Annotated in this window: 15 protein-coding genes; 8 read left to right on the forward strand and 7 right to left on the reverse strand. The window is 61.7% G+C overall.

From position 1 onward, the window contains the following. Positions 1-168 precede the first annotated feature (168 nt). From GNZ12_RS24375 to GNZ12_RS24385, 3 genes are all read left to right on the forward strand, one after another. A complete protein-coding gene (locus GNZ12_RS24375) occupies positions 169-1,779 on the forward strand; it encodes a sensor histidine kinase (RefSeq protein WP_172314464.1) in 1,611 nt (536 codons plus the stop codon). Positions 1,780-1,857: 78 nt separating this feature from the next. Continuing rightward, positions 1,858-2,337, forward strand: a complete 480-nt coding sequence (locus GNZ12_RS24380) for a response regulator (protein WP_172314466.1) — start codon at positions 1,858-1,860, stop codon at positions 2,335-2,337. A gap of 79 nt (positions 2,338-2,416) precedes the next feature. Continuing rightward, on the forward strand, positions 2,417-4,390 hold the full coding sequence (locus GNZ12_RS24385; RefSeq protein WP_172314468.1) for a hybrid sensor histidine kinase/response regulator: 1,974 nt from the start codon (positions 2,417-2,419) through the stop codon (positions 4,388-4,390). Positions 4,391-4,538: 148 nt separating this feature from the next. On the opposite strand, the gene mscL is transcribed toward GNZ12_RS24385, so the two are convergent. From mscL to mfd, 4 genes are all read right to left on the reverse strand, one after another. Then, positions 4,539-4,988 (reverse strand): large conductance mechanosensitive channel protein MscL, encoded by a 450-nt coding sequence (mscL, locus tag GNZ12_RS24390; RefSeq protein ID WP_172314470.1) that lies wholly within the window; start codon positions 4,986-4,988, stop codon positions 4,539-4,541. An 87-nt stretch (positions 4,989-5,075) separates the two neighbouring features. Next, positions 5,076-6,110, reverse strand: coding sequence for a threonine/serine dehydratase (locus tag GNZ12_RS24395; RefSeq protein ID WP_121110265.1), 1,035 nt, complete (start codon positions 6,108-6,110; stop codon positions 5,076-5,078). 54 nt (positions 6,111-6,164) lie between these two features. Continuing rightward, complete coding sequence (gene argE / locus GNZ12_RS24400) at positions 6,165-7,421, reverse strand: acetylornithine deacetylase (RefSeq protein ID WP_172314472.1); 1,257 nt, start codon at positions 7,419-7,421, stop codon at positions 6,165-6,167. A gap of 199 nt (positions 7,422-7,620) precedes the next feature. Beyond that, positions 7,621-11,103, reverse strand: a complete 3,483-nt coding sequence (mfd, locus tag GNZ12_RS24405; protein WP_172314474.1) for a transcription-repair coupling factor — start codon at positions 11,101-11,103, stop codon at positions 7,621-7,623. 121 nt (positions 11,104-11,224) lie between these two features. Between mfd and ispD the strand changes: the two genes are divergently transcribed. After that, on the forward strand, positions 11,225-11,941 hold the full coding sequence (gene ispD, locus GNZ12_RS24410) for a 2-C-methyl-D-erythritol 4-phosphate cytidylyltransferase (protein WP_172314476.1): 717 nt from the start codon (positions 11,225-11,227) through the stop codon (positions 11,939-11,941). A gap of 45 nt (positions 11,942-11,986) precedes the next feature. Continuing rightward, on the forward strand, positions 11,987-12,466 hold the full coding sequence (ispF, locus tag GNZ12_RS24415; RefSeq protein ID WP_172314483.1) for a 2-C-methyl-D-erythritol 2,4-cyclodiphosphate synthase: 480 nt from the start codon (positions 11,987-11,989) through the stop codon (positions 12,464-12,466). Between the two features lie 903 nt (positions 12,467-13,369). On the opposite strand, the gene GNZ12_RS24420 is transcribed toward ispF, so the two are convergent. The 3 genes from GNZ12_RS24420 to ompR all read right to left on the reverse strand — a co-directional run bounded on the left by GNZ12_RS24420 (position 13,370) and on the right by ompR (position 16,436). Beyond that, on the reverse strand, positions 13,370-13,918 hold the full coding sequence (locus GNZ12_RS24420) for a peroxiredoxin (RefSeq protein WP_172314479.1): 549 nt from the start codon (positions 13,916-13,918) through the stop codon (positions 13,370-13,372). 192 nt (positions 13,919-14,110) lie between these two features. Further along, positions 14,111-15,460 (reverse strand): ATP-binding protein, encoded by a 1,350-nt coding sequence (locus GNZ12_RS24425; protein WP_054039512.1) that lies wholly within the window; start codon positions 15,458-15,460, stop codon positions 14,111-14,113. Positions 15,461-15,701: 241 nt separating this feature from the next. Beyond that, complete coding sequence (gene ompR / locus GNZ12_RS24430) at positions 15,702-16,436, reverse strand: osmolarity response regulator transcription factor OmpR (RefSeq protein WP_006048917.1); 735 nt, start codon at positions 16,434-16,436, stop codon at positions 15,702-15,704. Positions 16,437-16,665: 229 nt separating this feature from the next. Here ompR and GNZ12_RS44545 point away from each other — a divergent pair, with 229 nt between their 5' ends. The 3 genes from GNZ12_RS44545 to GNZ12_RS24440 all read left to right on the forward strand — a co-directional run. Continuing rightward, positions 16,666-16,998 carry a hypothetical protein gene (locus GNZ12_RS44545; RefSeq protein ID WP_235993866.1) on the forward strand — a complete coding sequence of 111 codons (333 nt, stop codon included), beginning with the start codon at positions 16,666-16,668 and terminating at the stop codon, positions 16,996-16,998. 170 nt (positions 16,999-17,168) lie between these two features. Then, positions 17,169-18,806, forward strand: coding sequence for a DUF1800 domain-containing protein (locus GNZ12_RS24435; protein WP_172314481.1), 1,638 nt, complete (start codon positions 17,169-17,171; stop codon positions 18,804-18,806). 119 nt (positions 18,807-18,925) lie between these two features. After that, positions 18,926-19,476: DUF1501 domain-containing protein (locus GNZ12_RS24440; protein WP_407947727.1), on the forward strand; the 551-nt coding region annotated here is incomplete at its 3' end.

Here is a 19,476-nt window from a genome sequence, read left to right on the forward strand (position 1 = left end):
CGAGCGCATCTTGCCGCTACGTTGAAATATCTCACATTCACGTCGATAATGGCCCGTCCGGCTACACTGCGGCGTGCGCGCCAGTCCGGCCTCGCAACGGCCCGCCCCGCATGGCGAGGCGCGCGGTCCAGGTGCGCTGCCGCGGCTTGAACGACCCTTCGGGCGAACATGAAACTATTCACCAAGGGTCTGCTGCTGATTGCAGTGCCGAGCGTGGTCGAGCTGGCGCTTCTGGGCGTCGTCTTCGATACCCAGGAGCAAACAGCGCAGGCCGCGCAGTGGGTCAGCAACAGCAAACAGATCCTTTATCAGTCGTCGGCCATTGTTGATCCGCTGCTGCGTCAGGCCGCGCGGGTCCGCACGGGTATGGTCGTCGGCGATCCGACGTTTATCGACCGCCATACGGTGTGGGTCGATCTCGGCGACCGGCTGTCGAATCTCGAATCGCTGGTGGCCGATACGCCGCAACAGGTCGAGCGCGTGCACAAGATGCAACAGGCGATTGAAGCCTATCGTGGGCAGGCTGCCGCGATCTCGCGGGCGCTGCACGCAGGCCGCAACCTGAACGCGTTTGCCGCGCTGGACGCGGGCGCGCTCCCCCAGCAGATCGCCCTGTTTCGCAGTGAGCTCGCTGAGTTCGGTAACGAGGCCTCCCGGCTCGACGCCGAGCGCGGCGCGGCCCTGGCACGGCGCCGCGAACGCCAGCAATATGCGCTGATCGCCGCCGTGTTGGGCTCGATGCTGATCTGGGCGGCCACCGCCGTGGTGTTTGCGCGCAGCATTGGCCGGCGCTTGGAGGTGTTGACGGGCAACGCGGAGCGTCTGGGCAGTGGTCGGCAGCTCGCAGCGCCGCTGTCCGGCAGCGACGAAATCGCCGCGCTCGACACGGTACTGCATCAGACGGGCGCGCGCCTGAGCGAGGCCGAAGGCGAGCAAGCCATGCTGAAAGCGCGGCTCGAAGCGCGCGCGCGGGAACTGGCGGCCGTCAACGAGGAGTTGCGCCAGGAGACGCAAGACAACGAAATGTTTATCTACAGCGTGTCGCACGATCTGCGCTCGCCGCTGGTGAACCTGCAAGGCTTTTCGAAAGAATTGCAGGTGTCGTGTGATGAACTGGACAGCCTCGTCGAGGCGGCGAAACTGCCGGAGGCCGAGCATCGGCGTATGGTGCATATCCTTGACGGCGACGTGCGCGAGTCGCTGCAATATCTACGTACCGCGGTGACGCGGGCGGCGGCCATCATCGACGCGCTATTGCGGATTTCGCGTGCCGGCCGGCTCGAATACCAGTGGCAGCGGGTGAGTGTCGGACAGGTGGTGGCCCGCGTGATTGACGCGCTGCAGGGCGCGATCAGGCAGCATGCGGCCGTGGTCACCGTGCGCGAGTTACCGCCCGCATGGGGCGACCCGGGCGCGATCGAGCAGATTTTCAGCAACCTGATCGGTAATGCGCTCAATTATCTCGACCCGGCGCGCAATGGGCGCATCGAGGTCGGTGTGCTGGAGCCGGAACCGGTCGACGAGACGGAGCCGCGCGCGTTGCGCACACGCACCTATTATGTGCGCGACAACGGCCTCGGGATTCCGGCGGCGTATATGTCGAAGGTGTTCCGGGCGTTTCAGCGTCTGCACGGCGACGTTGCGACCGGCGACGGCATCGGCCTCGCGGTGGTGCGGCGTATGGTGGAACGGCATGGCGGGCGCGTTTGGGTCGAGTCGGCGGAAGGTGCGGGGTCGACCTTTTTCGTCGTGTTGCCGGATCAGCCTGCGCGCCATTGAGTTGGGGCAGGTACCAGGGGAAACAGTGGGAACAGTTAAAAGTACTATGGAAAAACGGATCGTCAGCACGGGGGGCATATGAGTCAAGGGGAATCGGTCAATATCGTGCTGATCGAAGATGACGACGGCCACGCCACGCTGGTCGAGCGCAATCTGCGCCGTGCCGGCATTTCGAACGGATTCGTGCGCTTTCGCGACGGCCAGCAGGCACTCGATTACTTCTTCGGCCCGGCGCCCGCGGACGCCGCTGCCAGCCCTTTCCCGCCTCGCGAAGATCTGACGAATTTCGTCGTGCTGCTCGATCTGAAAATGCCGCGTGTGGATGGCTTCGAGGTGTTGCGGCGTCTGAAGGATTCGCCGCAGACAGCCGCGGTGCCTGTGATCGTGCTGACCACGACCGACGATCCGCGTGAAATCGCGCGCTGTTACGAACTCGGCTGCAACGTCTATATCACCAAGCCGGTCGAATACGACGCGTTCATCGAAGCCGTGCGCCGTCTCGGCTTCTTCCTGCAGGTGGTGAAGCTGCCGCCGGGCCACCGGTTGGCCGCGCCGTGACGGAAGGTTCATATGAAGGCGCTCCGAAAGCGGCCCGTGACAAGATAGCGGCACCAGACCTAGCCAAAGAAGACCCCGCATGACCGAAGAAGTGTCCATGCCGCCCGCCGCGTATGTGCTGGTCGTTGATGACGACGAAGGCATCCTGCGGCTCGCACGCAAGTCGCTCGAACGCGCCGGCTGCCGGGTGGCAATCTGCGCAGGTGTCGAGGCGGCTCGCGAGCGGCTCGCCGCGGGTGCGCCAGACCTGCTGGTGCTCGACTACCAACTCAGCGGGCCGGAGACCGGCCTCGATTTCTTTCGCCGCTTGCGCGCGGAAGGCGTGCGGATTCCTGCCATCCTCGTGACCGGCTTCACTGACGAATCCCGTGTGATCGAGGCGTTGCGTGCGGGTGTGTCCGATGTGGTGCCGAAATCGGGCGACTACCTGGATTACCTGCCCGAAGCCGTCGAACGGGTACGCTCGCAGGTGCGTTTGCAGAAGGCGTCGGACGAAGCCTTGCTGCTGCGTGACCGCGAGCAGCATTACCGGACGCTGTCGGAGGCGTTGCCGCACCTCGTGTTGACTTGCGACGCCGCGGGCGATTGTGATTTCCTTTCGAAGCAGTGGTTTGACTACACTGGGTTGGCGGAAAGCAGTTCGTACGGTCTCGCGTGGCTCGAAGCGGTGCATCCCGACGATCGTGAAGAGATTCGCCGTACCTGGCTCAAGGCGGTGACGGGTGGCGCCGGCGATTACCGGCACGAACTGCGGATTCGCCGCCACGATGCCGCCTATCGATGGTTCGACATCCGCGCGGTCGCCATGCGCGACGCCGAAGGCAACGTCAGCAAATGGTTCGGTAGTTGCACGGACATTCATCCCCAGCGCGAGGCGATCGAGGAGCGCGAGCGGCTGCTCGCCTCGGAGCAGGCCGCCCGTCAGATCGCCGAAGAAGCCAATCGTGCGAAAGATCGCTTCCTCGCCATGCTGTCGCACGAATTGCGCACACCGCTCACGCCCGTACTGGCGGGCGCCAGCGTGCTGGAGATGATCCCGGATCTGCCCGATCAGGCGCGCGCGAGCGTGCGCATGATCCGTCGCAACGTCGAACTTGAAGCGCGGCTGATCGACGATCTGCTCGATCTCACGCGCGTCGCGAACGGCAAGCTGCGTCTGTCGCTCGAAACCGTCGACGTGCATGAGGTGATGGACAGTGTGCTCGACCTCTTTCGCAGCGAGATCCAGGTCAAGCAGCAGGACGTGCACGTCGGCAAGAACGCGCAACACCATTACGTGCTCGCCGACCGCGCGCGGCTGCAACAGATGTTGTGGAACCTGATCCGCAACGCCGCCAAGTTCACGCCCGACGGCGGCCATATCTACGTGCGCACGCACGATGAACGCATGCACGTGCAGATATCGGTCGAGGATACGGGCATCGGCATCGAGCCCGAGCAGATCGGCAAACTGTTCAACGCGTTCGAGCAAGGCAACCAGAACATGACGCGGCAATTCGGCGGCTTGGGTCTGGGTCTCGCGATCACCAAGGCACTGACCGATGTGCACGGCGGGACGGTGATCGCGCAAAGCCCGGGCGCGCACTGTGGCGCGACCTTCACGATCACGTTGCCGACCGCCGCGGCGCCTCTGGAATCAACGCCCGTCGCCGCGCCCGATGACGTGCGTCCTAACGGCCTGCTGACCATTCTGCTGATCGAGGACCACGTGGATACCGCCGAGGTGATGGCGCAGCTGATTCGCAGCCTGGGTCACGATGTGACCACGGTGGGCCGCGTGGACGATGCCTTGGCCGCCACCCAGTTGCAGATGTTCGATCTGGTGATCAGCGATGTGGGCTTGCCCGACGGCACGGGTCTCGATTTCGTCAAAGCGTTCCGCGAGCATTCGGATGCGCCGGCAGTGGCGTTGACCGGATTCGGGACTGACGAAGATGTACGCCGTTGCCTGAGCGCCGGCTTTACTTCGCATCTGACCAAGCCGGTCAATTTTGGACAGCTCGAGACGATGATTGAAAGCGCGCTGAATCGGAAGGCGGAAAAGGACGCGTAGTGTGTTCGCGGCGTCGACTGGGTCGGCGTCATTTGTACGTGGCATGAAAACGGCCTGTGGCGATTTCCTCGCAACAGGCCGTTTTTGTTTGCGCCGGCTTATGTGCCGGTTCAAATGCCTTATGTGGTTTAAGGCGGCTTAAGGTGATTTAACGCGGTGACGGGTTTTTCAGCGAATCGCGGATTTCACGCAGCAGCACGACGTCTTCAGGTGTCGGCGGCGGCTCTGCCGGCGCCGCATCAGCCGGCTTGCGCAGATTATTGATGAACTTGACCATCAGGAAAATGATGAACGCGAGGATCACGAAGTTGATGGCCACAGTGATAAATGAGCCATAACCGAACACCGCCACGCCTGCCGTCTGCAAGTCTTTGTACGACTCGGGACTGCCTTTGAAGCTGGCGGGAATATCGCCGAGGCGAATGAACTTGTTGGAGAAGTCGAGGCCGCCGGTGGCAACGCCGACAACCGGCATGATCAGGTCTTTAACAATTGAATTGACGATCGTGGAAAATGCGCCGCCGATAATCACCCCGACGGCGAGATCCATTACGTTGCCTTTGAGGGCAAATTCCTTGAATTCCTTGACCATGCTCATATACGTTCCTCCCAGAAGTCCATAATCGAATGATACCAATCTGAGAAGGATAGGCTAGTCTTTTGGCACGGAAAGAGCGGCTTGGCTTTATCCCGGAGACTGCGACTGGCTATGGCGCGCCCGTTCGATATGCGCGGCAAAACTGACCGGGTCGGTATTGGTGCCGCACAGCAGCACGCCTACGCGCTTGCCTTGCAGCGTTTCGCGCAGCGGCCCGAGCAACGCTGCCGTCGCCGCGGCGCAGGCCGGTTCGACGGCTAGCTTAAGTTGTCCGAACAAGGTCAGCATGGCCGCGCGCAACTGGTCGTCGGAGACGGTGACGAGCTGGTCGATATGACGGCGGCACAACTCGTAGCTGTATTCCTCAGTATGCGGCGACGCCAATGAATCGGCAATGGTGTGCATGTGGCCCATCTTGACCGTGTGATTGGCCGCGAAGCTTTTGCCCATCGCATCGGATCCTTCCGGTTCGACGCCGTACACGTGCACCCGCGGATTCGCGAGCCGCATGGCGGTGGCCACACCGGCAGCGAGACCGCCGCCGCCGATCGGCACGATCACCGCTTCGAGGTCAGGCGTTTGCGTGGCCCATTCGTAGCCGAGCGTTGCCGATCCCAGCACGGTGCGATAACCGTTGAACGGATGCACGAAATAACGGCCTTCCTCCGCCTCGATACGGCGCACCAGTTCGAATGCTTCGGCAATGTTTTCCGCGAACACGATGTCGGCGTGATACTGCCGGCACAAGGCGACGCGTGCCGGATTGGCCGCACGAAACAGCACGACCTTCGCGCTGATGCCAAGACGCATCGCCGCGTACGCAACCGCCACCGCATGATTGCCGCCCGACACACAAGTGACGCCCGCGCTGCGTTGCGCTTCGTCGAGCGCAAGCAGGTTGGTGAACGCGCCGCGCGCCTTGAAGCTGCCGCCCGCTTGCAGCAACTCGAACTTGAAGTTCACTACCGTGCCTTCCAGCGACGGAAAGTCGAGCCGGTCGAATACCGGCGTTCGCGCCACCCACGGCGTCAACGCAAAGTGCTGCGTGGCGATGTCGTCGAGTGTGGGGATCGGCTCGCCGTTGATCGTATGGTCGGTGTGCTGCGGCGTGGCGGTTGACATGGCGTGGGTGTGTTTTCCTCGATATACCTAAGACTCTTTTTACGCTCGTCGGTTTCAGTGCGCTTCTTCGTACGCGTCCACCGACATGCTGTGGATGAATTTTTGCAGGAAGCGCTCGCACGCCACGAGTTGATCCAGGGCGACAAATTCGTTGGCTTTGTGCGCCTGCTGGATGTCGCCGGGGCCGCACACAATGCTCGGAATACCCGCCAGCGAGAACAGCCCCGCCTCGGTGCCGTACGCGACCTTGCGCTTGTCCTGGTCCGCAGTCAGCGCACGCACGAGTTGCGTGATCGCGGCCTGTTCAGACGAATCGAGCCCCGGCGCGGCGGCGATCTTCGTGATCTCGATGGCGGCAGATGGATGCTCGCGCAACATTTTCGGCAGCAGCGTTTCGCGTGCATATTGATCGATGCGCGCGAAGATCGGTTCGGGGTCGAGCGTGGGCAGATTGCGGAATTCGAACTGGAACTTGCATTCGGCCGGCACGGTATTGATCGCGTTGCCGCCGATGATCGTGCTGGTTTGCGCCGTGCTGAAGGGCACGTCATACAGTTCGTCGAACGGACCTTGCTCGCGGAATTGATCGGCCATATCGCGGATGTAGCAGATCAGGCGCGCGGCGTATTCGATGGCGTTCAAACCCTTCGGCGTCAGCGACGAATGCGCCGCCTGGCCGCGCACGCAGCACTGATACGCGTTAATGCCTTTGTGTGCCACGATCGGGCGCATGCTGGTCGGCTCGCCGACAATGCAGCCGTCCGGCTTCACGCCGCGCTTCATCAGATCGGCAATCAGGAGCGGTGCGCCGACGCAACCCACTTCTTCGTCGAACGACAAGGCGAAGTGAATCGGCTTGGCGAGCCTGGTGCGCTGCATCTCAGGCAAGAGTGCAAGCGCCGCGCCGATGAAGCCTTTCATGTCGCAGGTGCCGCGGCCATACAGCTTATCGCCGCGAATTTCCGGCTTGAACGGATCGCTGTCCCATTGCTGGCCGTCTACGGGCACGACGTCGGTATGGCCCGACAGCACCACGCCGCCGTTGGTCTCACCGTCGTGGGCGGGAATCGTTGCGAACAGGTTCGCCCATTTGCCGCTTTCGTCGTGGGTGAGCGTGGCTTCAATGCCGGCCGCGCGCAGTTCGTCGCGCACGGTTTCGATCAGACCGAGATTGGGATTGCGGCTCACCGTGTCCATCGACACGAGACGGGTCACCCAGGGAAGCGAGGCGGGGAGCGTTGCAGGCGAGGAAGAATGCGATTCAGAGGCGGGCGTTTGGGAGGGCTGCGCTGTTTCAGCGACGTGAGACATGACGAGACTCCAGCATTTGAGTCTTTCGATCATACCCAAAAAAACCTCAGCCGTATGCTGCGGCACGCGTTTGCGCACCGCAGCATGAACGGGAAACGGCTAGACGTATCCCGTTCTTTTAGGGGTGCCGGCGTTGGGGCCGGTATCTGTGCCGGTGCTGACACGATACCGGCGCGTTAGCACGCAACGGTGCGACACGTTAGCGCGCAGCAGCCGTGGCCGCCGTGCCGCGGCTGGGCGTCCCGAGTGCGCGCAAGGTTTCTTTCACCGTCGCCACACGCACGGCCAGATCCGGGCTGCGCGTTTCGATGCGTAGCTTGTCCTGGCCCGCCAGCTTGATGTGCTTGTGTTTCTGCACCATCTCGATGATCCGCATCGCGTCGATCGGCGGATTGGGGATGAACTGCAAGCCGATCACGGTTTCGCCCGCATCGATTTTCGAAATACCCAAGGGCTTGGCCGCCAACCGCAGACGATGCGTCTCGACGAGCGCATGCGCTTGCGGCGGTAACTTGCCGAAGCGGTCGATCAGCTCTTCCTGAATGCCGTCGATCGAATCGTTGTGTTCGCAATTAGCGAGGCGCTTGTAGAGCGACAGACGTTCCTGCACGTCGCCGCAATAGTTCGCTGGCAGAATCGCGGGTGCGTGCAGATTGATCTCGGTGGTCGCGGCGAGCGGTGCGGTCAGGTCCGGCTCCTTGCCCTCCTTGAGCGCTTTCACGGCGTCGTTCAGCATGTCGGTATAGAGCTGGAAACCGATCTCCTGAATCTCGCCCGATTGCTTGTCGCCGAGCACTTCACCCGTGCCGCGAATCTCGAGATCGTGCATCGCGAGATAGAAGCCCGAACCGAGTTCCTCCATCTGCTGGATCGCTTCGAGACGGCGCTGCGCCTGCTTGGTCAGTCCTTGCGGGTCATGCACCAGCAGATACGAGTACGCCTGGTGATGCGAACGGCCCACGCGGCCACGCAACTGGTGCAACTGCGCGAGACCGAACTTGTCGGAGCGGTGAATCAGGATCGTGTTGGCGCTCGGCACGTCGATGCCGGTTTCGATAATCGTCGTGCACAGCAGCACGTTCGCGCGTTGGGCAACGAAGTCGCGCATCACGCGTTCGAGTTCGCGCTCATGCATCTGTCCATGCGCAACCGCGATACGTGCTTCGGGTACGAGCGTTTCGAGCATCTGCCGGCGATTTTCGATCGTCTCGACTTCGTTATGCAGGAAGTACACCTGGCCGCCACGTTTCAACTCGCGCAGCATCGCTTCGCGAATCACGCTGTCTTCTTCGCGACGCACGAAGGTTTTGATCGCGAGGCGCTTTTGCGGCGCGGTGGCGATCACCGAGAAGTCGCGCAGGCCCTCGAGCGCCATGCCGAGCGTACGCGGGATCGGCGTTGCAGTGAGCGTGAGCACATCGACTTCAGCGCGCAACGCTTTCAACGCCTCTTTCTGACGCACGCCGAAACGGTGCTCCTCGTCGATGATCACGAGCCCCAGCCGCTTGAACTGCACATCCGACGACAGCAGCTTGTGTGTGCCGATCACGATATCGACCGTGCCTTCGTTGATCTGCTGGATCGCCGCGTTGACTTCCTTGGTCGACTTGAAGCGCGACAATTCGGCGATGCGCACCGGCCAATCGGAGAAACGGTCGGTAAAGGTTTGCATGTGCTGTTCGGCGAGCAGCGTGGTGGGCGAGAGCAGCGCGACCTGCTTGCCACCCATCACCGCGATGAATGCTGCACGGAGTGCAACTTCGGTCTTGCCAAAGCCGACGTCGCCGCACACGAGGCGATCCATCGGTTTGCCGCTCGTCATGTCGCCGATTACGGCAGCAATCGCCGCGGCCTGGTCCGGTGTTTCTTCGAAGCCGAAGCTCTCGGCGAACTTCACATAGTCTTTCGGTTCAAGCGCGAATGCATGGCCTTCGCGCAGGGCACGACGGGCGTACAGGTTCAGCAGCTCTGCCGCCGTGTCGCGGATCTGCTGCGCGGCTTTGCGTTTGGCCTTTTCCCATTGACCCGAACCGAGCGAATGCAAGGGCGCACTTTCCGGATCCGCGCCGCTGTAGCGCGAAATCACATGTAACTGCGCGACCGGCACGTAGAGCTTGCTGTCGCTCGCGTATTCGAGGTGCAGGAACTCGGTTTCGCCTTCGCCGAGATCCATCGTGACGAGGCCCATATAGCGGCCGATGCCGTGCTGCGAATGCACAACCGGATCCCCGATCTTCAGCTCGGACAGATCGCGCACCATCGAATCGACGTTGCTGGCCTGTTCCTGGCGGCGCCGTCCCGCGCGGCGCGCAAGCGGGCCGTAAAGCTCCGTCTCGGTGATGATCGCGATGCCGTCGACGGGCACCGCAAAACCATTCGCCAAAGGTGCGACGCCAAGCGAGAAACGCGTGTCGCTCGTGAGCCAGCTTTGGAATGTGTCGCTCGATGCCGGCTTCAGATGATTGTCGGCGAGCAACTGCAAAAGCGTTTCACGCCGGCCGGCCGATTCAGTGGCAAAGAGCACGCGGTTCGGCGTGGTGTCGAGATAGGCGCGTAACGCCGCGACCGGGTCCTCAGCGTGACGGTCGATCGCAAGATTCGGCAGCGGGGTCGACCAGCCGCCGCCCGCGTTGGCGGGCAAGACGAGCCGCGCGAACGGCTTGGCGAACGTGAAGAAATCCTCATCCGACAGGAACAGACGCTGCGGCTCCAGAATCGGCCGGTCGCGATCGTGCGACAGGAAGTTGTAGCGCTGTTTGGTGTCGTTGGTGAAGCGCTTGATCGCCGCGTCCAGATCGCCGACGAATGCCAGTTGCGCGCCTTCGGGCAGATAGTGGAAGAGCGTCGCCGTCTCGTCGAAAAAGAGCGGCAGATAGTATTCGATGCCCGCGGAGGGCACGCTGTTGCCGATATCCTTATAAATCGACGCACGGCTCGGATCGCCCTCGAAGGTTTCGCGCCAGCGGCTGCGGAAGGCGGTGCGGGCGGCTTCGTCGAAGGGGAATTCGCGGCCGGGCAAGAGACGCACGTCCTTCACCGGATAGAGGCTGCGCTGGGTGTCCGGATCGAATGCGCGGATCGAGTCGACCTGGTCGTCGAACAGGTCGATCCGGTACGGCAGGGGCGAGCCCATCGGATACAGATCGAGCAGCGAACCGCGCACACAGTATTCGCCGGGCCGCACCACCTGGCTCACGTGCTCGTAGCCGGCAAGCGTCAATTGCGCTTTGAGCCTGGCGTCGTCGAGGCGCTCGCCTTGCGAGAAGGCGAACGTGTAGCCTGCCATGAACGAGGCAGGCGGCATCCGGTACAGGGCGGTGGTGGCGGGCACCAGCAGGATGTCGCAGCGGCCTTCGCCGAGATCGTGCAGCGTAGCGAGGCGCTCGGAGACCAGGTCCTGGTGGGGTGAAAAGGTGTCGTAAGGCAGCGTTTCCCAGTCGGGCAGCAAACGCACGCGTGCCTCAGGCGCGAAAAAGCCGATTTCCTGCGACAGCCGCTGCGCGTCGACGGCGCTTTCGCAGACCACCGCCAATAGCGGCACCTTCTCGCGATAGGCGAGATGGTAGCGGGCGATCAGCAGCGCGTCGGACGAGCCGTGCGTGCCGTCGAAGGCAAAACGCTGGCCGGCCTTGACGAGCGCGACGGGCGGGGAGTACTGCGATGTTGCGGCGATGTCTGGCATAGAAGGGAAAAGGCGGCCTCAGGCTCACACGTGATCGGCAAGTTTACGCGTGTCAGGGCGTAGATGCGAAGGACGTATTATAAAATCCGTCCTTTACTTTGACCTCGCGGCATCCGCACTCGTGACTTCCCGTCTATTTGCCCTGATTCCGTGCGCTGGCACCGGCAGCCGTTCCGGCGCCGCGATGCCCAAACAATATCGCACTGTCGCCGGCCGCGACATGCTGCATTACTCGCTGGCGGCTTTCGACGCCTGCAGCGAGTTTGCGCAAACCCTTGTCGTGATTGCCCCGGACGACCAGCACTTCGACGCCCGCCGCTTCAGCGGCTTGCGTTTCGCCGTGCGCCGCTCGGGCGGGGCATCGCGCCAGGCGTCGGTGCTGAACGGCTTGCACGCACTGGCCGAGTTCGGCGCGCATGACGACGACTGGGTGCTGGTGCACGACGCGGCGCGGCCTGGCATTACACCTGGCTTGATTCGCACGCTGATTGGCGCGCTGAAGGACGACGCGGTGGGCGGCATCATGGCCTTGCCGGTGGCGGATACCTTGAAGCGGATCAATCCGGGTTCATCCGACGGCCGGATCGCCCGCACCGAGGCGCGCGATGGCCTGTGGCAAGCGCAGACGCCGCAGATGTTCCGCATCGGCATGTTGCGCGAGGCGATTCTGCGCGCGCAGGCGGACGGTCACGATCTGACCGACGAAGCGAGCGCGATCGAGTGGCTGGGGCACGCGCCCAAGCTGGTGCAGGGGAGTTTGCGTAACTTCAAGGTCACTTATCCGGAAGACTTTGATCTGGCCGAGGCGATTCTGTGCCGGCCGTCTTCGGCTTCCTGACTGGATAATCGAATTTTAATGAATGGGCTTGAGGGCTTGACGCATATGGATTTCAGAATTGGGCAGGGTTATGACGTGCATGCGCTGGTGCCGGGACGTCCGTTGATTATCGGCGGTGTGACGATTCCCTACGAGCGCGGGCTGCTCGGGCATTCGGATGCGGATGTGTTGTTGCATGCGATTACCGATGCTATTTTTGGCGCGGCCGCGATGGGGGATATTGGGCGGCATTTTTCAGATACGGATGCTAAGTTCGCTGGCGCGGATAGTCGGGTTTTATTGCGGGAGTGTTTTGCTCGTGTGACGGCGGCAGGGTTTTCTATTGCTAATGTGGATAGCAGTGTGGTTGCTCAGGCGCCCAAGCTGGCGCCGCATATCGAAGGAATGCGGGTTAATATCGCCGCGGATCTTAACCTGCCGGTTGAACGGGTTAATGTTAAAGCCAAGACTAATGAGAAGTTGGGGTATCTTGGGCGAGGGGAAGGGATTGAAGCGCAGGCTGCGGTTTTGCTGATCAAGAATTAAGGTTTGGGTTTTTTGCCGTTACGGCGCTTTTTGTTTGTATGCCTACGGCGTTGGGTTTTTATTGATCTGTTTGCCTGCGCGGCGCTTGTTTGTCTGTGCTTTTATGGCGTTGGCCTTTCCTTGATTTGGTATTGGTCTATTAGCGTTGCCCCTGTGCGGGGCAGGCAAAAGAAAGCGGCTCAAACCGCTAATTCTTAAGCGGGTCCCCTGGCTTGGAGGGGGTAGTGGTGCATCTGGAATCTGTGTTCTCGCACATTCGGCGTCAGTGACAAGGCATTCATACTTCCGGCGGCGCTGCGCGCGCCGACGCGTTATTCAACAACCGATTGCTTCGGTTTCGGTCCGGCATTTTAATCGGCACCGCGGCCGCTTGCGGAACTCGCCTTCCAAATGCTTGGGTGCCTCGCCGAGGCGAAGCCGATGGCTCCCACCACACGTAATCGAAGCCCCACGGTTTCCCATGCAAACCCGTCCGCGACGCACGCAGTGCGGAGTGGGGGCTGATGAATCCTTTGTCACTGGCGTGGAGTGTGCGAGGGCACGGATTCCAGATGCGCCACTACCGCGACTGTGCGGGGGGCCGCTTAAGAATTAGCGGTGTGAGCCGCTTTCTTTGCTTATCTTTCTTTGCGGCGGCAAAGAAAGTAAGTGCCGCCCCGCACAGGGGCAACGCTAATAGACCAATGCCAAATCAAGGAGAGGCCAAAAAGTCAGATCAAGGAGAGGCCGCCGCCATAAAAGCACAGACAAACAAGCGCCGCGCGGGCAAACAGATCAAGAAAAACCCAACGCCGTAGGCATACAAACAAAATTCACAAAGAAGACCACGAGCGCGCAGCGAAAAACCCCTTAATCCCGCTGCGCGCGAAAAAAACCTATTCACCTTCAGCAGCAATACACTGCTTACAGCGTTGCGCCGCCGACCGCGCGGTTGCAAGGACACTCTTCGTCCGTTTGCAGAGCGTCGAGAAGACGTAGCACTTCTTCCGGGTTACGGCCGACGTTCAGGTTATTCACCGAAACGTGTTGAATCGTATTGTCCGGATCGACGATGAACGTTGCGCGTAGCGCCACGCCGGCTTCCTTGTCGCGCACGCCGAGTTGGTCGATCAATTCGCCCTTCACGTCTCCGAACGAATAGTGGTTCAACTTGTTCAGGTCCTTGTGCTCGCGGCGCCACGCCAGTTTGACGAATTCGTTGTCCACACTGCCGCCAAGCAGCACCGCGTCGCGCTCTTCGAAATCCTTGGCCAGCCTGCCGAATTCGACGATTTCAGTCGGGCACACAAACGTGAAATCCTTCGGGTAGAAATAGATAACCTTCCACTTGCCAGGAAAAGACTGTTCGGTGATCTCTTCGAACGCCGACACGCCGTTTTCTTCATGATGGTTGAAACCGGGCTTGGCTGCAGTCACGGTGAACGCTTCGAGTTTATCGCCGACGGTTTTCATGCGAATGCTCCTTCGTGTGATGGAAAAACAGCCTGTTGAGCTTGAGGCTACCAGCCCGTCATAACGAGCACGTTACACGTTTTTGACTGTAGCTCTATTGAACTATCCGCTCAATAGTTTTCATCTAACACTATGGATCGCTATTATTCAACGCGTCCGACGGTCGTACGGGCAGAGTAATGCCCCTTCCGATCAGGCACCTTTTGCCAGCGGAAACTCGATCGTCACCTCGAGCCCCGGGCCTGGCGTGCGATTGCGCAGGCGCAGCGCGCCGCGATAACGGCCTACCAGTCGCTGCACAATGGCCATGCCAAGGCCTGTGCCGTTCGCCTGGGTGCGCGCTGAATTCACACGATAGAACGGGCGTGTGACAAGGGCCAGTTGGTCTTCAGGAATGCCGGGCCCTTCATCGACCACCGACAACTCGACCCGCGAGTGTGACACCCGCGTTTCCAGAATCACATGCGGTATGCCATCGCCGTCGCTCAAACCGTACTTGCGCGCATTCTCCAGCAGATTGCCGACCACGCGCCGCATGTCGGTCTCATCCGCCTCGATCACCGCCGATGGCGCGAGGCGCGTGATCAGCCGCATGCTGTCTTCGCTTTGCATCCGCGCGGCAAGCTCGCCGGCGATCACCGACAGGTCGACAGGCTCCGGCACGCGCTGCACCGGACGAGCGTAATCGAGGAACCGGCCAATGATCATGTCCATCTGCTCGATGTCGTCGACCATCGCATCCTTGGTCGCCTGGTCGGACGGGCTCATTTCGGTTTCGAGCCGCAGCCGCGCGAGCGGCGTGCGCAGATCGTGCGAGATGCCCGCGAGCATGAGCGCGCGGTCGGCCTCGAGTTGTTCGAGGTCCTGCACCATCTGGTTGAAACTGCGATTGGTCTCGGCGGCCACGCCCATGCCGCGCTCGGGTAAGGGCTCCGGCGACTGGCCGGAGCCGACCTTGCGCGCGGCCATGGCGAGCCGGGCGAACGGACGGTTCACGAGACTCGTGATGAACGCGGCGCCGAACAACGATAGCGCGAGTGCGAACACGCCCCAGCCGGCCCACTGCAAGCCCGTCGCGTTGTCCAGTTGATCGCGGTCGAGCGCCACCCAGTAATCGTCGTCGTCGATCTTGAAGCTGATCCAGACGCCAGGGATGTCGTTGACGCTCTGGGCAATGACCGTGTCGTCGCCGAGGCGGCCGCGAATGTCGTGTTCGATCAGCCGGTTCAGCGACTCGTCGGGCTGCAGTTTGTACTTGTCGGTGGTTTCACGCGGGTACACGCGCACCCCTTCATTGCTCTCCAGATCCTGCAGCAGTGCGCGCCGCAAGTCGGGATCGGAATAGAGGAGTGCGGTGCGCGTGAGCTTGACGATAGCGACCAGCTGCAAAGCCACGCGCTGTGCGCGCGGCTCGCGTTCGATCACCCGAAAGCTCTGGAACCACGCGGCGAGACTGACTGCGATCAACAACGCGATCAACAGAAAGGTCCGCCAGAAAAGGCCGCCGAACGCGAGCGTCAGGAGGCGCCGGTCGATCCGCATGGGCCCTTCTTATCTGGAACGATCTTGCATGGGACCAGGGTAAGCGCTTTGCACGGGACCAGAGTAATCGCGCTGAAGCGCGAACTCTGGTCGACAGCTAAAGCGCCAACTCTGGCCGACTGCTTTGCATGGGCCCAGAGGTAAGGCGCTAAAGCGCCAACTCTGGTCGACAGCTTTGCATGGGACCAGAGTAATCGCGCTGAAGCGCGAACTCTGGTCGACACAGGGAGTGAGAACAAACTCAGGCTGCACCGTCAGGAATGAACACGTAGCCAAGACCCCAGACGGTTTGAATGAAACGCGGGCTGCCCGGATCAGGTTCGATCAGCTTGCGCAGACGCGAAATCTGCACGTCGAGGCTGCGGTCGAAGACTTCATATTCACGGCCGCGGGCAAGCTCCATCAGCTTTTCACGCGACAGCGGCTGACGCGGGTGACGCGCAAACACCTTCAGCACCGAGAACTCACCCGTGGTCAGCGGAATTTCCTGGCCGGCCTTGGTGAGCGTGCGGGTGGCGAGATTCAGCGCGAACTCGCCGAACTCGAACACTTCCGTGGTTTCGGACGGCGCGCCCGGCAACTCCGACGGCGACTGGCGGCGCAGCACCGCGTGGATCCGCGCGACCAGTTCGCGCGGGTTGAACGGCTTGGGCAGATAGTCGTCTGCGCCCATTTCGAGGCCGACGATACGATCGACGTCTTCACCCTTGGCCGTCAGCATGATGATCGGCGTGCGGTCGTTGCTGCCGCGCAAGCGGCGGCAGATCGACAGGCCGTCCTCGCCGGGCAGCATCAGATCGAGCACCAGCAAGTCGAAGCGCTCACGCACCCATAGCTTGTTCATGGACGGCGCGTTCTCGGCAACGTAGACATTGAAGCCCTGTTCACCGAGGTAGCGGCGCAGCAGATCGCGCAGGCGCGGATCGTCGTCGACGACGAGGATTTTCGAAGGGTTTTTAGTTTCCATGGTCGGCATCTTAGCGCGATTAGAAAGTAGCGCGCGGTTGCATCATTTATCGGGTTACAGTCAGTTACAAAATTTACCCGCACTGTGGCACGACGTAAAGCACGGGCAGGTAGACTCCTTTACTGAATGCGGCTGTTCGGTGGATACTTCACTCGACTAAAACTCTCGCACCCGGCTCGCTACCGGGGTTTGTATACGCATTTGAGGTAGCCGGTTGCCGCGCCACGAAGGGAACAACATGAAGGGAGGGGTTTGGCCGAATGTGCGCCTAAGCGTAATTGCACTGGCGATAGCCGGGACGCTTGCAGGCACACTAGGACCAACGCTCGCCCACGCCCAGCCTTCGGCCGACAGAGCTGTAAGTGAACGCGTGCCCAGACCGCCTAATTCCAAAGCGAATCGCCGCAACCCCAACGTCAACAACGACCGCCCTGCGTCAGACGTCATGTTGCGCACCGCAGTTCCCCCCGACCTTGATCAACGTCGCCGTGATGGTCATATGACGCCCGACGAACGGCGTCTGTTACGGCAGCACATCGAAGACGCTGTCCGCGAACTCTACAAACGCTAGCTATTTCCGTGCCCGCTCTGGGCACGCCGGTCGCGCCTTCTCCGCGCGTGAAAAATTTCGTTGCACTTCCCCCGTCAACTCTGCTGCTCCGTTTGCCGTTGAGTCGCCAGAGCACAGCGTGTTTTGCATGCGCGAATGCCGTTTCGTGACGCCCCGCAACCGGATGATCGATGATGAAATTGCTGACAGGCGGTAATCGTGGGCGATGGCTTGCAGTCACCGCCACTGCGCTCGCGGCAGTGACGTGGTGTGCGCCGGCATCGGCCGAGCAGCAAGGCGCCTCCAATGCGCCTCTCCACAACAGGCATCGCACGCCGGCTGCCGCGTCGGCCGTTTCCCCAACCGAGCAGGACATCCTTGACGCCGATGACGCGCGCTTCTTCCTGACGCGCGTCGGCTTTGCGCCCGATAGCAGCGAGGTCACGCAATACGTTGGACTCACGCGCGAGCAGGCGGTCGACAAGGTACTGGCGACCGCCCGAACCGAAGCCGTCACGCCGCTGCCGGAGTGGGTGCTCGAACCGATCCCGACACGCGACATCCGCAAGACGTGGACGGACGATCAACGCCGCGATGAGCAGCGACTGCGCGGCCAACGTTACGAATTATTACGTGCGTGGTGGGTGCGCGAGATGTTGAGCACGCCGTCGCCGCTGACCGAGCGCATGACGCTCTTCTGGCACAACCACTTCACGTCAGGCCAGGACAAGGTCCAGTATCCGCAGCAGATGGCGCAGCAGAACATGCTGTTGCGGCGCGACGCGCTCGGCAACTTCGGCGAGATGCTGCACGGCGTCGCGAAAGATCCGGCGATGCTGCAATACCTCGATGGCGCGAGCAATCGCAAGGGCAAGCCCAATGAAAACTTCGCGCGTGAAGTGATGGAGCTGTTCACGCTTGGCGAAGGGCACTACACGCAGCGCGACGTATCGGAAGCGGCGCGCGCCTACACGGGGTGGAGCCTTGATCCCGACACGCAAGCGTACGTGTGGCGTGCCAACCAGCACGACGACGGTGACAAGACCGTGCTCGGTCAAACCGGTCCGTTCGACGGCGATCAGGTACTCGACATCCTGCTGACGCGACCGGAAACCGCGACCTTCGTCACGACCAAGCTATGGCGCGAGTTCGTCTCCGACACACCGGACCCTGCTCGCATCGCTCCGATCGCCGCGCAGTTCCGCGCGAGTCACTACGATATCAAGGTCGCGCTGCGCGGCCTCTTCCTGAGCGATGCGTTCTGGGACGACAACGATCGCGGCGTCCTTGTGAAATCGCCGGCTGAATTCGTGGTCGGGACACTGCGCACGTTCGACATCGGCTACGACAACACGGCACCGTTCGCCGCGCAGATCCGCACGCTCGGCGAGAACCTGTTCTATCCGCCGAACGTCAAAGGATGGCCGGGCGGCACGATCTGGATCAATAGTTCGACACTGCTTGCGCGTAAGCAATTCGTCGAGCAACTATTTCGCGCGACTGAAACCGCCGGTCCGCGGCGCATCAACAATCCGATGAGTGCAAAGGTCGCGGCGAGCGGTGCACAAGCCAATATGCAGGCGATGCCGCCGATGCAGCGCGCGATGGCGCGTGTCGGCCAGACCGGCCAAGGTGGCGTACGCTTTGACATCGACACGTGGCTTGCGCATTACAACACCGCGCCGACGGCGAAACCGGGGCTCTCGGCGGAGCTTCAGTTGCAGCACGCGGTCCTGCCGCTCACGCCGGTCGACGCGATCGAAACCGATTCGACCGCCAGCGCTTATCTGGAGGCGTTGCTGATGGACCCCGCTTATCAATTGAAGTGAGCAACGGGGACAAGCGGCGGAATTGAGCCGCTCAACCGTTTAACCCAGATCAGCAGCGCAAATAAATGGTCCGTCGACGCCGGCAAGCCGCGCGCCATGACAATCGAACGAGGTGCAGGATGAAACGACGCAGCTTTCTCTCGATGGGCGCAGCTGCCGGCGCGACGCTCTGGTTGCCACGCGCCTTCGGCGCGCAAGCGGCACCCCAGAGCGGGCCAATGAGTCGCGGCTACGGCAACCTGCTGATTCTCGTCGAACTGAAGGGCGGTAACGACGGTTTGAACACCGTGATTCCGTTTGCCGATCCCACTTACTATCAGCTGCGCAAAAACATCGGTATCAAACGCGAGCAAGCGATTCAGCTCGACGAGCGTACCGCGCTGCATCCGTCGTTGCAGCCGCTGATGCCGCTTTGGCAAAGCCAGCAACTGGCGATTGTGCAGGGCGTCAGCTACGCGCAACCCAACCTGTCGCATTTCCGCTCGATCGAGATCTGGGACACCGCGTCGCGTTCGGATCAATATCTGCGCGAGGGCTGGCTCACGCGCGCATTCGCGCAGGCACCGGTGCCTGCTGGTTTTGCCGCCGACGGCGTGGTGATCGGCAGCGCTGAAATGGGACCGCTCGCCAACGGTTCCCGCGCGATTGCGCTGGTCAACCCGGTGCAGTT

Origin of the sequence: Paraburkholderia solitsugae, assembly GCF_013177695.1 — a bacterium.
Taxonomy (GTDB): Bacteria; Pseudomonadota; Gammaproteobacteria; order Burkholderiales; family Burkholderiaceae; genus Paraburkholderia; species Paraburkholderia solitsugae.

Coding starts and splice junctions, on each gene's coding strand:
- GNZ12_RS24385 (WP_172314468.1), top strand. CDS start 2,417: ATGACCGAAGAAGTGTCCATGCCGCCCGCCGCGTATGTGCTGGTCGTT.
- GNZ12_RS24395 (WP_121110265.1), bottom strand. CDS start 6,110: ATGTCAACCGCCACGCCGCAGCACACCGACCATACGATCAACGGCGAG.
- argE (WP_172314472.1), bottom strand. CDS start 7,421: ATGTCTCACGTCGCTGAAACAGCGCAGCCCTCCCAAACGCCCGCCTCT.
- GNZ12_RS24425 (WP_054039512.1), bottom strand. CDS start 15,460: ATGCGGATCGACCGGCGCCTCCTGACGCTCGCGTTCGGCGGCCTTTTC.
- mfd (WP_172314474.1), bottom strand. CDS start 11,103: ATGCCAGACATCGCCGCAACATCGCAGTACTCCCCGCCCGTCGCGCTC.
- ompR (WP_006048917.1), bottom strand. CDS start 16,436: ATGCCGACCATGGAAACTAAAAACCCTTCGAAAATCCTCGTCGTCGAC.
- GNZ12_RS24375 (WP_172314464.1), top strand. CDS start 169: ATGAAACTATTCACCAAGGGTCTGCTGCTGATTGCAGTGCCGAGCGTG.
- GNZ12_RS24380 (WP_172314466.1), top strand. CDS start 1,858: ATGAGTCAAGGGGAATCGGTCAATATCGTGCTGATCGAAGATGACGAC.
- GNZ12_RS24420 (WP_172314479.1), bottom strand. CDS start 13,918: ATGAAAACCGTCGGCGATAAACTCGAAGCGTTCACCGTGACTGCAGCC.
- GNZ12_RS24435 (WP_172314481.1), top strand. CDS start 17,169: ATGATGAAATTGCTGACAGGCGGTAATCGTGGGCGATGGCTTGCAGTC.
- ispF (WP_172314483.1), top strand. CDS start 11,987: ATGGATTTCAGAATTGGGCAGGGTTATGACGTGCATGCGCTGGTGCCG.
- GNZ12_RS44545 (WP_235993866.1), top strand. CDS start 16,666: ATGAAGGGAGGGGTTTGGCCGAATGTGCGCCTAAGCGTAATTGCACTG.
- mscL (WP_172314470.1), bottom strand. CDS start 4,988: ATGAGCATGGTCAAGGAATTCAAGGAATTTGCCCTCAAAGGCAACGTA.